Here is a 14428-nt window from a genome sequence, read left to right as displayed (position 1 = left end):
GGAGAGAAAGAAAATGAACATTCTTGTTACAGCACCCTATAACGATACGGGTCTTTCAGAATTAAAAGAATTATTTGGCGATGTAACCTATCGCCCTTGGAAAGAACATGGTCAGGCATTTAACGAATTAGAGTTAATCTCTCTATTAAAAGAAGAAAATGCTGAAGGATTAATTGCTGAGTTAGATAAAGTAACGGAAAACGTATTTGCTGAAGTACCAGAATTGAAATTTGTAGGTGTATGTCGTGGCATGCCTTCAAATGTTGAGGTTGAAGCAGCTAGCAAAAGAGGAATTCCTGTCTTTTTTACGCCAGCACGAAATGCTCAAGCGGTTGCTGAACTGTTCGTCGGAAACCTCATTACATTTCTAAGACATACCATTCCTTCTTCCGAATGGTTGATGCAAGAAAAATGGGATGGCGACTACTTGCAAGCCTATTTAAAGTTTAAAGGAAATGAGATTAGCGGAAAAACTATTGGCATGGTTGGTTTTGGAGCTGTTGGCAGACGAATCGCAACTGTTCTTGAAGGGTTCCAATGCACCATTCAATATTATGATCCTTATGTAGAAAGTCAAAATCCTAACCATATTCAAGCTTCTTTGGAAGAGGTTTTTTCAACTAGTGATGTTGTCTCTATTCATCTCCCTCGAACTGAAGAAACAATCGGGATGATTGATGAACATTATTTAGGACTCATGAAAAAAGATGCAATCTTAGTCAATACGTCAAGAGCTGTAGTCGTAGAAAGAAATGCTCTTGTTCACGTTTTAAAAGAACAAAAAATTCGTGGAGCCATTTTAGATGTATTTTACAATGAGCCACCTGACCATAGTGACTATGAAATAATCAAACTACCAAATGTGTTAGCTACACCTCACCTTGCCGGCGCAAGTTTTGAGGTTGAAGACCATCACGTATCAATTATGAATCAAGCATTAACGAAGTGGTTTACACAACATACACTTGATATCCCTACCCTTTTTAATCGTAAAAACCTAGAAGAAAAGTCATAAGAAGGAGGTGCTAGATGTGGCGATAAAAGATGGTTATTTAGTATTTGATATTGGTACTGGTAATGCAAGAGTGGCAATCATTACGACGTCAGGTGAGATCTTAGCTTTGGAACGAGAAGATATTCATTATGAAATAGAACCACTTTATCCTGACAGTCGTTACTTTTCACCTGATTTGCTTTGGGAACAGCTTGTTCAGTTAGCAAAAAAAGCGCTAGCAAGTGTACCTCATGTTGCAATCAAGGCAATCACATCGACAAGTCAACGACAAGGTATTGTTCTATTAGATGTAGAAAATCACTCATTTTTAGGCTTACCAAATATTGATAATAGAGGCCGGGAATGGGAGCGTATGTTGCCAGATTCAGAATTGATTTTTCAAACTACTGGTCGCTCACCTTCTACTTTGTTTTCAGCATTAAAGCTAGTTGCCTTAAAAAAGAAGCAACCCCACCTCTGGGACAAGCTAGCAACGTTTACTAGTCTTAGTGATTGGGTTACATATAAATTAAGTGATGTTCTCGTTTATGAGCCATCACAAGCAACTGAAACGTTACTCTATGATGTGCAGAAAAATGATTGGTCTGAAGTGGTGTGTGAGCAATTTGGACTCGCTCTAGATTCATTACCAGAACTGAAATGGTCTGGGACAATCCTTGGACAAATTACACCTGCAATGGCCAGGGAGCTAGGATTAACCAATGACGTGTTGATCATTGTCGGTGGCGGTGATACACAGTTAGCAATTGAAAGTACATTTGCCGAGAATAACGATGTCGTCATTGTGTCTGGTACGACCACACCGATTTGTAAAATAATCGATCATTGTCAAGTAGATCACGAAAAACGCGCATGGACAAATTCTCATACGCATAAAAACCGCTGGCTCCTAGAAACAAATCCAGGTATCACTGGACTTAATTATCAGAAATTAAAAAATATTTTCTACAAAAATGAAAGCTATCAACAAATGGAAGATGAATTGAGTAAGCTTGAGGGCTTTGATTGTGTATCAGCATTAGGTATGTATCTTAGTGATGAGAAAAATGCCACTAAAAAGGGCGGATTCATTTTTAATGTTCCATTAGACCAACACTTAAGTCGTGCTCATTTTGTTGCATCAGCACTTTGGGAAATCGCTTGCTCTATTAAATGGAATTTTGACAGATTATGTGAAGTAACTTCTATTGAATTACCATATGTATGGGCATGTGGCGGCGGTTTTCAAAGTAAAACCTTAACTAAATTTATCGCCAACCTCTTGCAAAAGGAAGTTCGCATTCGTCAAGGATTCAATCAGGCCTCCGTTGTCGGTGCTGCTGCAATATGTAATCAGTCATTAGGATTAACTGATGCTTTATCAGGCGATATCAAAGTGATTACTCCTGATAATAGGAAAGATAACGTCAAGTATGATGAATGGTTAAGAGGACAACATTTCTTTTTAGAAATGAATGAAAATACGTGCAATTAAAAATTAATGATAGAGATGGATGGAGAGAATGCAATGTTAGATAAAATCGGAATACCAAAAAGTTTAAGTTGGGGTTTTTTGGGTGTTATGCTTTTTATGATGGGAGACGGGCTTGAAGCCGGCTGGTTAAGTCCATTCCTAATCGAAAGCGGATTGACTGTTCAGCAGTCAGCGGCTATTTTTACTGTATACGGAATTTCTATTGCACTTTCGTCATGGTTTTCAGGCGTTTGTTTAGATGTATTCGGTCCAAAACGTACGATGTCAATGGGACTATTATTTTATGTCATTGGAACTGCAGGGTTTATCTCTTTTGGTTTTGAAACGATGAATTACCCGGTTATGCTACTCACATATTTTATTAAAGGGTTTGGCTATCCTCTATTTGTTTATTCTTTTTTAACATGGGTCATTTATCGAACACCTCAAAAGAAATTAAGTTCTGCTGTCGGTTGGTTCTGGTTTGCTTATTGCGCAGGTATGATGGTACTTGGTGCTTGGTATTCAAGCTACGCGATTCAATATTTAGGTTATGTCAATACATTATGGACCTCTATTTTCTGGGTATGTATCGGTACGTTTTTTGCTTTAGTTTTAAACAAAGATAAATTTGAAAAGAAACAAATAAATAGCACAAAAGAAAAAGTTCAAGAATTATTAAAAGGAATCACCATTTTGAAGTCGAATCCACGTGTAGCTGCCGGTGGAGTTGTCAGAATTATCAATAGTCTTGGATCATACGGATTCCCGGTATTCTTACCAATGCACATGGCTGAACATGGGATTGAAACAACAGTTTGGTTGCAATTATGGGGTACGATCTTCATAGGAAATATTATTTTCAATTTAGTGTTTGGCGTAGTTGGCGATAAATTCGGTTGGAAAAACACAATCATTTGGTTCGGTGGAGTCGGATGTGCTGTTTTCAGTCTTCTACTCTACTATACTCCAGTTCTTACAAACGGAAATCTTGTTATAACAAGCATCGTTGGCTTTATTTGGGGTGCGATGTTAGCCGCTTACGTTCCAATCGGTGCACTAGTTCCATCTGTTGCTGGCGAGAATAAAGGTGCTGCAATGTCAATCTTAAATTTCGCTGCTGGTTTATCTACATTCGTTGCACCAGCAATCGCAATGATCTTTATTGGTTCAGTCGGTGCTGAAGGCGTTGTTTGGATTTTTGCAGTGCTCTATCTAGCTAGTTCAATTATTACAAAATTCATTCGTGTACCAGAAGAAGAAGAAATGCGGAAAGAAAAAACTTCACTAGTTTCATAACAAATAGTAAAGGGTGACCCAAAAGATCGCGTAATGTGATTATTTGGGTCACCTTTTTCATACCAAACAAAAACGCTTGGATAAACTAATAATCCAAGCGTTTACTATTTAGTCTTTTACCTTTTTTCTTTGATTAAACGATTGAAAATGGTTCAGAATACTTCACAATACCATGAACGTTTCTCAGGAGAGTTTGGTATCAATTCAATGATCATAAATGCTTCACTTGGCATTTCAAATGAAACTATAATTCCCTTTTCATAGGCTGTCATAAATCCGAATTTCGGATAATATTCACTATGTCCTAAAACGACAATCGATTTATACGCCAATTCCTTACATCTTAAATTCTAGATTAACATATCTTCTCGACTTTCCTGAATCGTAAAATGAACAAAAAATGTTGTACCCTCGTTACTTGTTTTTATCTTTATTGCTGCATTGTGCTCGGAAACTATTTTTTTACAAATGGATAGACCAAGACCAGTGCCATTTTTCTTTGTACTAAAAAAAGGTGTACCAATTTTATCGATGATCTCTTGCTTTATTCCATTACCTTCATCTTGTATCGCTAAAACGACTTCATTATCTTGCTGATATGTTTTGATCGTCAGTCTGCCTCCTGAAGTCATTGCATCTAAACCGTTCATGGTAAGGTTTAAGATTAATTGTCGGATTTCCCGTTCATTTATTTCCAAAACAGGACAATTATCTAAATCAAGATGTACATAATGATCAGCGTACATCGCTTTTGCCTGGATAAGCGGAAACAAGTTATTGATAATCTCATTTAAATCCTTCCATATTCGAGCTGAGCTATCCATTTTTGAAACAGAAAGAAATTCAGTAATGATACTATGAGCTCTATCTAACTCTTCAATCATAATATCAATAAATTCAGCGGAAGGAAAATCCTTGGACATTTGTAAAAATCCACGTATCGTTGTCATCGGATTCCGTACTTCGTGGACAATTCCTGACGCCATCTCACCGACCAGGTTTAAGCGGTCTAACCTTGCCATTTCATTTTCGACTAATACCCTATCTGTAATATCAGTAATAACAGATAAAACGCAATCCTCCCCATGAATATCCATAAATTCAGTCGACAATAATCCTTCTCGTAATTCTCCGGATTTGTTTAAATACTTAATTCTACTGCTTTGAACGGGATGGAGGAGATCTTTCGTCTCGACAATCGTTTCGCTACTATCTTCTGAATGAAAGATGTATTTTAAAGATTCCGATGAATGATTAATGACTTCATCATAGTGATTATACCCTGAGTGAGTCAACCAACTCTTATTTACATTGATATAGCTCCAGTCTTTTACCGATTGCAACGACACAAGACAAGGTGTTGCTTCAAATATTTTACGAAAACGTTCTTCCTCTATTAGCTTTCGTTTAGTGACATCTCGGATTGAACATATATAAACACGCTTTCCTTCAATTTTTGCTTCTCCTATTTGAATGTCAGCAGGAAAGCTGTTCATATTCTTTCGAAAAGCAAAGGTTTCTATAATCTTTCCTATGTTTTTAGGTTCCGATAAATAACCAGTTAGATCAGGAACAATAAGGTCAATTGGCTGATCGATTAATTCCTCTACTGTATAGCCAAACATTTTGATTATTGCTGGGTTAATTGTTAACATCTTCCCTGTTTCATCTAATGTAACTAGTGTATCAACCAATGTTTCACCAGTAACTTTCAATACTTCATTTTGCAACTTAATTTGTTCTTGATATTGATAGATTTTTATGAAAGCTTCGATTTTCATCTTCAATGTTTCAGGGTGAAAAGGTTTAAATATATAATCGATAGCACCTGCGTGATAACCTTCTTTAACATGTTCTAAAGCCTGACTAATGGCTGTTAAGAAAATAATAGGAATTTGTTTTGATTTCTCACGAGATTTTATCAATCTTGCTGTTTCAAAGCCATCCATTCCTGGCATTTGTACATCAAGTAAAATAACAGCAATCTCATCCAATAGCACTTGCTTTAATGCCTCTTCTCCTGAATTAACACTGATTAAATGAAAGTCTGGTGAGGAAAGTATACTTTCAAGTGCAAGTAAATTTTCAGGACGATCATCTACTAATAATATTTTTATCTTCTTTTCAGGATTACCCCATTTTTCGATATCGATTATCATAGAACCCATCTCCTCATATGATCTATCTGTACAACCACACCTGAATTAATGAGATAAGCTGATCGATAAATACAGGTTTGCTTATGTAATCAGACGCACCAGCTTCAATACACTTATTTTTATCCATTTTCATAGCTTTTGCCGTCAATGCAATAATAGGTAAATCTACATATTCAGGCATTTTTCGAATTGCACTTATTGTTTCATAGCCATCCATTTCAGGCATCATAATATCCATTAGAATTAAATCAACATCAGGGTTCTTCATTAAAACATTGATTCCATTCTTTCCATTCTCAGCAAATACAATTTTCATATTCTTACTTTCTAGTATCGTCGTTATAGCAAAAATGTTACGCATATCATCATCCACTATAAGGATTTTTTTTCCATTTAATAGAGAGTCCACTTTATGTAATGAAATTACCTCCTGCTCGTTTTCATTTATCATCTCAAGTCCAGTTGCCGCTTCCTCTCTTAATGAAACTGCTTCTTGCAAATTATTTTTTTCATAGATTGGCAAATATAAAGTGAAAGTACTTCCTTTTCCTGGAACACTTTCGACTTCTATCTCACCACCTAATAATTGTGCATTTTCTCTACTAATCGATAGACCTAAACCAGTACCTCCATACTTACGACTTGTAGTTCCATCCCCTTGCTGGAAGGCTTGAAAAATTAACGTTTGTTTTTCCTTCGAAATTCCAATTCCGGTATCTTTTATTGAAAAGGCTACTATTGTTTTAATGTTTTTAGTAGAAGGATGAGTTGCGATTTTTGCATGATGAACATGCATCGTGATTTCACCTTTTTCAGTAAATTTTATAGCGTTTGATAGTAAATTACTTATTACTTGTTGTAAACGGAGTTGATCTGTCCATAAATATTCCGGAAGTTTGTCATCGATTTCAATTGAAAATTTTAGCTCTTTCTGCTTAGCAAGTGGCCGAAATTGACGTTCGGCAAACAGACATACATTCTTCAAGTTGACTTTCTCAAGATTGATGTCAATCTTTCCTGATTCTATTTTCGATAAATCTAACACTTCATTAATAAGCTGTAACAAATCATTCCCAGATTTAAAAATCGTGTCAGCAAATATGACTTGTTGCTCTGTAAGATTTCCTTCCTTATTTTCAGCGAGCAAGTTGGCAAGAATAAGTAAGCTGTTCAATGGTGAACGTAACTCATGAGACATGTTGGCAAGGAATTCAGACTTATACTTCGAATTAAGTTCCAATTGTTTGGCATTTTCTTCGAGTTCCATTTTTGTCTCATTTAACTCTATGGTTTTTTGCTCAGAGCTTTTATACTGTTCTTCAAGTTTTTCATTCATTTTTGTTAGTTCTTCATGCTGAAGCTGCAATTCTTCAGATTGACTTTGTAATTCTTCCGTTAATGCTTTCGATTCTATTAGGAGATTTTCAATCTGCATGCGCCCGCTAACACTCTTTACCGTTATCCCAATTTGGTTGGATAGTTGTTTCATTAATGTTACTTGGATTGGTTTAAATTTTTTAAGCGACGCTAGTTCTATAACAACTGAAACTTCTCCCTCAAATTCCACCGGTATGACCATAAGGCTTACTGGTGAAGCTGCCCCAACACCAGAAGTAATTTGTATATAATTTTCAGGAAGATCCGTTAGATGAATCGTCCGCTTTTCAAGTGCTGCTTGTCCTACAATTCCTTCCCCGTAACGAAATCCACATTCACCCATCTCGCGTCCGTTATATGCATAGGCAGCAATGCTATGAAATCTCTGTTCAGAAGTGCCATGTTTAACATAAAAAACACCGTAATTCGCACCGACCAACGGTGTGACTTTATTAATAAATTGTTGACCCAGTGTTTGAAGGTCATGAATTCCTTGATACATGGTGGCCATTTCGGCAACGCTTGTTTCCAGCCAGCTGTTTTCCTTTATAGAATGTGCCATATTATTAAATGCCTGTGCAATATCATATATTTCATCTTTTGTGTTGACCTCGATCTGAGGTATTTCCATAATGTTATTGGGCTCAGATGTCATTTTATTTATTACTTTTGTCAATTTAGATAGATTATTTGTTATATTCCTTGAGATGATAAGTCCGATGATAATATTTAATAGTATTGCTAGTACACTGAATAAGACTAACATTCGTTCCATTTGATTTACTTGTTTAGTATTTTCCACTCTTGCTGCATCCATCAAAATCTGCTGTCGTTCAGCAAGAGACGTTGTTAGTGAGGATAACTCTGTCCCAATTGGAAGCAGTTCATTGATAAAATAATCAGTTGCGGCTTCTTGCTCAAAATCCCCTTCGAAATTCTCTAGTAGTTCTTCATAATTCGTATGAAATTCTCGATTAAGTTCCCCTAACTTGATAACGACCGCTTCCTGTTCAGATTCGGTGACTAGTTTACTAGTTTCATCAATTAACTTATTCATATCAGTATTTTCAGCCTTTAGATCGATCATAAACTCAAGATTTTCCGTTAAAAGATACCCTCGTAAACTACTCGTTTGCTTGTAAGCTAATACTTGTATATATTTCACATTGTTTAAAATAATGGCCCGTCGATCCATTATTTCTGAGTAGGAATCATTTACCTTACTTAAGTAATAAAAAAATGCTCCACTAGTTCCTCCGAAGAAAAGGGCTACTGACAGAAATCCTACGATCATTTTTTTACTGATTGTAAACCTCACAAAATCCTCCTCTCATATAATTAATCTCGTTTAATTACTAATTGATTGAAAAAAATTTTTTCTGAACTATAAATTAAATTATAAACTATACAAGTAAGAAAATATAACATTATTTGTTATGTTTTCTACAAAAGTAAATTTTTCATAAAAATACAACGCTTAAATCCCTCAATTTACATGTAACATGTAAAAATAACACATTTTAGACACATTTTTCAAACCTATTTCGACATACATATTCAGTTTCACTGCCTTATACTTAACCATATTGTTTCTAATGTAACCAAAAATAACATTTATCAAGGTTACATTAGATGAAAATTCAAGGAATAAACCCATTTGGAGGAATAAAAAAGTGACGGTGCTAACAGTGAAAAAAAAACAACTATTTTCTGATTATCCTAAACATTCGTTTTATGATGAGATGTTTTCTCAAGATGGGAAAGTCAGGGAATCGTACGAAAAACTTTTCCAACAGTTTTCAAAAATGGGAACAGAGGAGTTAACAGACAGAAACTTGTCAATGCAGTCGCAAATGATTAAACAGGGTATCACATTTACGCTATATGATGGAAATTATGATGATACCTATACTGAACGGACAATACCTTTCGACATGATCCCAAGAATTATTACCTCTGATGAATGGGAACTGCTAGAGCGAGGTTTGAAACAAAGAGTTCGTGCCCTAAATATGTTCATTAAAGATGTGTACCACGAACAAAACATTCTTAAGGAAGATATTATTCCAAGAAAGATGATTATTACAAACCCGTACTTTCTTCCAGAGATGGTCGGTATGGATATCCCTAACGACAATTATATCCCTCTGTCTGGAATTGATTTAATCCGGAGTGAAACTGGAGAGTATTATGTATTAGAAGACAATTTAAGAAATCCTTCGGGGCTGTCCTATGTATATAAAAACCGTTCTTTGATGATGTATCGTTTTCCAGAATTATTTTTTGAATACCAGGTCCGCGATATTTATCAAGGTTTAAATGATTTACTTGGTAGCTTACGAAGTTTAGCACCAGATAACAAACAGGATCCTCTAGTCGTCTTGTTGACTCCTGGCGTACATAACTCCGCCTACTATGACCATACCTTTCTTGCCCAAGAAATGGGAATTGAGCTTGTAGAAGGAAGAGACTTAACAGTCATTGATCAAAAAGTTTATCTAAAAGGCATTCAAGGCCTTAGCCAAGTTGATGTCATTTATCGACGAATCGATGATGATTTCCTAGACCCACTAGCTTTTAATCCTAATACCTTGTTAGGTGTGCCAGGTTTAATGAATGCTTATCGTGCTGGAAATGTCGCCTTGGCAAATGCACCTGGTACTGGTATAGCTGATGATAAAGCAGTCTATGCTTACGTACCTAATATGATTCGTTATTATTTGAAAGAAGAACCAATTTTAAAAAATGTTCCTACTTATATCCTTTCAAAACAGGAAGAAAAAAAATTCGTGCTCGCAAATCTTCCAGAAATGGTTGTAAAAGAGCGGACACTTTCCGGTGGATATGGCATGTTAATAGGACCAACCGCTTCTGAAGCAGAGATTAAGGAGTTTGCAAAAAAAATCAAACAACATCCAGATCGTTATATCGCACAACCGACGATTAAGCTTTCCTGCTCACCATCAATAACGAATCACGGAAAGGTAGCACCACGTCACATTGACTTACGTGCATTTGTATTCATGGGTGAGGAAGTTCAACTTGCTCCTGGAGGTCTCACAAGAGTTGCATTGAAAGAAGGGTCACTTGTGGTCAACTCATCTCAGGGCGGCGGTACAAAAGATACTTGGGTTCTTTAAAAGAATACTAATAATGAGGTGATATTGAAAATGATGAATCGTAGTGCTGAATTACTATTTTGGGTAGGACGCTATATTGAAAGAATCGAAAATCATACAAGATTAATCGATGTAAACTATCATCTTCGACATGAATTAAAAAGAAATGAAACTGAAACAGACTGTATGTGGGAACGGCTCGTTAGTGCAATTGGACATGTGCAAACATTTAATAAAAAGTATGAAACTACCAACGAAAGAACGATTATCCAATTTTTAACATTCGATAAAACAAACGCTAATTCTATTTGTTCTTGTGTATATCAAACGAGAACAAATATGCGTGCTTTGCGACAATTGCTCCCTGATGATTTGTGGGATATTACGAATTCTTTTTACCTGTGGATTAAGGAGCAGGATTTACAATCTGTTATGAAACAATCCCCATATCTTTTCTATCAACGGATTAGAGAGTGGTTGGCAACTTTTAACGGCACAGCAGATTCGATCATGGTCCGTGATCAAGAATGGAACTTCCTTCAAGCAGGGAAGTATTTGGAACGGACGGAAAATATTCTCAGAATACTCTCATCGATTTATCTTAATTTTTTGGAGGATGGTACCCTATCACAAGATAAGAACAATTATAATCGAATGATCGTCCTATTAAAGTCTGTCGGTGGTTATGAGGGCTTCCGTAAATTTCATGCAAATAATGTGACGTTTGAAAAAGTATTTGAGTTTATGATGCTTCATCCTGCTTTTCCACGTTCTGTTCATTCAGCTTTAACATCATTAGAAACAAGTTTACAAAGTATTAAACAACAAGATTATAATTTTGCGCTTTTATCAGACCAAGCGCTTGATCTGACAGTAAAAATAAAAGAAATTCTTGCTGGATTACACGGAGAACTTCATGGATTAGATTTGCTATATAAAATGTTGGAATCTTGTCATCAGCTTGGTGGTTCAATTTCGAAAACTTTTTTTCAGGAGGAGTTTGTTGAAGCGTGAAATTTCAAATTACCCATCTCACAAAATACACTTATCAGGAACCAGTAGTTGACAGTATTAATGAGCTTCGTCTCACACCAAGAACTGATGAACGTCAGTCTTGCTGTGAACATTCCATATTAATTGAACCAAAAGTAGCAATATTTTCATATAAGGACTATTTCGGAAATACTGTACATCATTTTACAATTCCGTCCCCCCATCAGGAGCTTTTAATCGAATCACGTTCCATTGTTGAAACAGATGAGAATGATGGAAATAAGAATACACACCATTTGCCTTACGTGACAGAATGCGAAATATTAGCTAGCGAATCATTTCAAAACGAGTTTGCAGAATATCTAATGGAAACAGAATATACTAGGATGACTCCAGAATTACAAACGTTTTGTAATGGAACTGTCCATACATATAAGGTGGAAAGTATATACCAACTGCTTGAACATGTTTCAACTTTACTTTACTTAAGTCTTACCTATGATACAGAAGCTACCCATGTTCATACAACAGTTGAAGAAACATTACGTTTGAAAAGAGGTGTTTGTCAAGATTATGCCCATTTAATGATTGCCATTTGCCGCATGTTTAACATACCTTCAAGGTATGTTAGCGGATATCAATTTATTGGAGATATTCATGACAATCAGACAAATATTCAACACGCCTCCCACGCATGGATCGAAGCCTATATTCCTATTTTAGGTTGGATTGGTTTCGACCCGACAAATAATGGTAAAATCGATTGGCGCTATGTCAAAATCGGTCATGGTCGAAATTACAGGGATATTGTTCCCGTTAAAGGTGTTTATCAAGGTTTAGGTGAACAGCGGTTGAACGTGGCGGTTGATGTGAAAATCTTAAATAATGCAATATAATAAATTATTTAAAAAACCAACAAAATATTTGAATCTCATTATACCTTGCTAGGTATTCGCTGTAATATCCTAGAAGGACATCCCAGTGCTAGAGAACAGTCAATTTTGATTTTGCTGAAAAGAGAAAATTTATACTCATGGATATAGCCCCTTACTGACTTCAGCTTTTGAACAATTAATGAGTGAAAAGTAGTCTTAGACTACTTTTCAACCTGAGTATTTGAATTCCTTCTTTTCAGTAATATTTATGGAAAAGCATTGAGGCTTACTCTTTTATAACTCCTGACACTAAATATTATAGTCCCCCACATCTGAATTGTTGGTATTTTTCTTCATCTGAAATTTCTGTTTTTCTACTGCCTCTTTTGAAACTGATTCTAATCCATAACCAGTTGAACTGATTTCAAGAACTTCTTCATGATTTGTTAAATGTACTTGGGAATCTTCAAATTGATCTTTTTCCATCAATAATAACCTCACTTGTTTTTTACTACTATCCCTCTAATTTACGTTAATTATTTATGGAATTTCGATTGTTTCCGAATAAAATTACGTACCAAGCGAAAGAAGATTCTTATTTGCCCTCAGTTACCGTTTTAATTTTAAAAATAAAATAATAATATTTATATCCAACAATAAAGATCAGTACGATTCTAATAAACACATTATCCGACAAGATAAATGGAATTGCAATCATACAATCTGCAAATAAATTTAACGTAACTTTCTGCCGTAATGTCATCACTTTGTTTTTGATAAATCCTTCTAAGTGCCTCTTATAGACATTCGTACCTTTAAACCAGACTTCAAACTTCTTGGAACCTCTGACAAAACAGAAAGAAGCTAAAAGCAATAATGGAGTTGTCGGCAGCAACGGCAAAATAATTCCAATAATGCCTAGAGCCATAAATATAAAACCAGAAAATAAATAGAGATATTTTTTTATACTTTTTATTATGTTCACATTCTTTCTTAACATTATTCATGTAAATCTATGATTATTTTCAATCATATCATGTTTCATAGGTGGTTTCTTGTGCAGTAAATCATATTCTGACCGATCGGTATTTCTAGTCATATTCGATATGTGATATAGTAAAATGTAAACAATTAATGAAGGAGGTTTTTTTATTGACTAATCATAATTTACCACCAAAAACATGCTCTGTTGATCGACTTGTAACGAAGGAAGAAGATGTAATGAAAGTACTTGAGGGTAAAAAAACTGCAACACGCCGGAATGGAAGGTATGCTGATGTTGGAGAAATCATGGTATTAAAGGATAAAAAATTCAGAGTAGAACAGGTTTATTCTCAGTCTTTAGGCGAATTAACTGATGAACATGCAAAACAAGAAGGGTATGAGACGGTTGAAGCATATAAGCAATCTATTTTGTCCTATCACCCGGGAATGCCATGGCTTCCTCAAATGCGAGTGTGGGTGCATGAGTTTAGCCTAGTTCATGAGTAACAGCCGAAAGAAATGGAATATTTATTTTACCGAATTCTAATTTATATTCATGTTCTGAGTGCAATTGTTTCAATCGGTCCGTTCTTTATTCTTTTCCCGCTTGTTAAAAAACTGCAAGTGTCAAACGATACAGAATTAGATGCCTATTTACATACATTCAGATTTGTTGTCAGACTCGCGAAGCATTCAGGTCATGTACTGGTTGTATCAGGAATCTTGCTTGTTGTTTCTGGCCCCTGGACTTGGGGAACACCATGGATTATTATGACCCTTATTATCCTGTTTTGTTCATTGCTCTTTCTTGCCCGTGCGTTTTCGCCGACTCTTCGTAAGTTTCATGAAGAAAACCAAAATAGAGAAGAACTTGCCGCAAAGCTTAACCGTTCGATTTGGATTTATATTATCCTATTATTGGCGATGCTTTGGTTTATGGTTGGTAAGCCTGTTTTATGGTAATACTTATTATTTTAAATAGACTATGCTATCTTTTAAAAACCTTGTCATTCGTTGAATGACAAGGTTACACTTTGTTGAAAAAAGATTATGTCAATGAAAATGCCACAAATTTTTTGTGGCATTTTCATGATTATCATTTGTTTTATCAAACAGATTCTTCTATAATTTCATATGTTAGGTGTAGACCAATT

General features: G+C 35.5%; 13 protein-coding genes. 8 read left to right on the top strand and 5 right to left on the bottom strand.

What is annotated here, in order from left to right; genetic code table 11:
• The first annotated feature begins 13 nt into the window (after window positions 1–13).
• Genes K9V48_RS04160 through K9V48_RS04150 form a run of 3 tightly spaced genes read left to right on the top strand, consistent with a single transcriptional unit; the run spans window position 14 to window position 3767 of the window.
• The gene (locus tag K9V48_RS04160; RefSeq protein WP_224137210.1) at window positions 14–1015 is read left to right on the top strand and encodes a 2-hydroxyacid dehydrogenase; all 1002 of its coding nucleotides are present in this window, start codon (window positions 14–16) and stop codon (window positions 1013–1015) included.
• Between the two features lie 16 nt (window positions 1016–1031).
• Window positions 1032–2489 carry an FGGY-family carbohydrate kinase gene (locus tag K9V48_RS04155; RefSeq protein ID WP_224137208.1) on the top strand — a complete coding sequence of 486 codons (1458 nt, stop codon included), beginning with the start codon at window positions 1032–1034 and terminating at the stop codon, window positions 2487–2489.
• A gap of 33 nt (window positions 2490–2522) precedes the next feature.
• Entirely contained in the window at window positions 2523–3767 is a 1245-nt protein-coding gene (locus K9V48_RS04150; protein WP_224137206.1) for an MFS transporter, read from the top strand.
• A 152-nt stretch (window positions 3768–3919) separates the two neighbouring features.
• Here K9V48_RS04150 and K9V48_RS04145 read toward each other — a convergent pair whose 3' ends face one another.
• The 3 genes from K9V48_RS04145 to K9V48_RS04135 are packed head-to-tail and all read right to left on the bottom strand — an operon-like array spanning window position 3920 to window position 8621.
• Window positions 3920–4099 (bottom strand): GNAT family N-acetyltransferase, encoded by a 180-nt coding sequence (locus K9V48_RS04145; RefSeq protein ID WP_224137204.1) that lies wholly within the window; start codon window positions 4097–4099, stop codon window positions 3920–3922.
• A gap of 18 nt (window positions 4100–4117) precedes the next feature.
• On the bottom strand, window positions 4118–5926 hold the full coding sequence (locus K9V48_RS04140; RefSeq protein ID WP_224137202.1) for a response regulator: 1809 nt from the start codon (window positions 5924–5926) through the stop codon (window positions 4118–4120).
• A gap of 22 nt (window positions 5927–5948) precedes the next feature.
• Window positions 5949–8621, bottom strand: a complete 2673-nt coding sequence (locus K9V48_RS04135; RefSeq protein WP_224137200.1) for an ATP-binding protein — start codon at window positions 8619–8621, stop codon at window positions 5949–5951.
• 355 nt (window positions 8622–8976) lie between these two features.
• On the opposite strand from K9V48_RS04135, the gene K9V48_RS04130 reads away from it, so the two are divergent.
• The 3 genes from K9V48_RS04130 to K9V48_RS29380 are packed head-to-tail and all read left to right on the top strand — an operon-like array spanning window position 8977 to window position 12311.
• Window positions 8977–10443 (top strand): circularly permuted type 2 ATP-grasp protein, encoded by a 1467-nt coding sequence (locus K9V48_RS04130; protein WP_438803864.1) that lies wholly within the window; start codon window positions 8977–8979, stop codon window positions 10441–10443.
• 30 nt (window positions 10444–10473) lie between these two features.
• Window positions 10474–11436 carry an alpha-E domain-containing protein gene (locus K9V48_RS04125; RefSeq protein ID WP_224137191.1) on the top strand — a complete coding sequence of 321 codons (963 nt, stop codon included), beginning with the start codon at window positions 10474–10476 and terminating at the stop codon, window positions 11434–11436.
• Window positions 11433–12311 carry a transglutaminase family protein gene (locus K9V48_RS29380; protein WP_224137189.1) on the top strand — a complete coding sequence of 293 codons (879 nt, stop codon included), beginning with the start codon at window positions 11433–11435 and terminating at the stop codon, window positions 12309–12311. The genes K9V48_RS04125 and K9V48_RS29380 overlap by 4 nt, the downstream gene beginning before the upstream one ends.
• 288 nt (window positions 12312–12599) lie before the next feature.
• Here the strand turns inward: K9V48_RS29380 and K9V48_RS04115 are convergent, their stop codons facing one another.
• Complete coding sequence (locus tag K9V48_RS04115) at window positions 12600–12776, bottom strand: hypothetical protein (protein ID WP_224137187.1); 177 nt, start codon at window positions 12774–12776, stop codon at window positions 12600–12602.
• Between the two features lie 109 nt (window positions 12777–12885).
• Entirely contained in the window at window positions 12886–13290 is a 405-nt protein-coding gene (locus tag K9V48_RS04110; protein ID WP_224137185.1) for a YbaN family protein, read from the bottom strand.
• Window positions 13291–13442: 152 nt separating this feature from the next.
• Between K9V48_RS04110 and K9V48_RS04105 the strand changes: the two genes are divergently transcribed.
• The gene (locus K9V48_RS04105; protein WP_224137184.1) at window positions 13443–13781 is read left to right on the top strand and encodes an ASCH domain-containing protein; all 339 of its coding nucleotides are present in this window, start codon (window positions 13443–13445) and stop codon (window positions 13779–13781) included.
• Window positions 13782–13793: 12 nt separating this feature from the next.
• A complete protein-coding gene (locus K9V48_RS04100) occupies window positions 13794–14237 on the top strand; it encodes a DUF2269 family protein (RefSeq protein ID WP_224137176.1) in 444 nt (147 codons plus the stop codon).
• Window positions 14238–14428 lie beyond the last annotated feature (191 nt).

It is taken from the genome of Metabacillus rhizolycopersici, from assembly GCF_020075705.1.
Note: the sequence above shows the minus strand (reverse complement) of the source record. Positions and strands in the feature narration are given on the sequence as shown.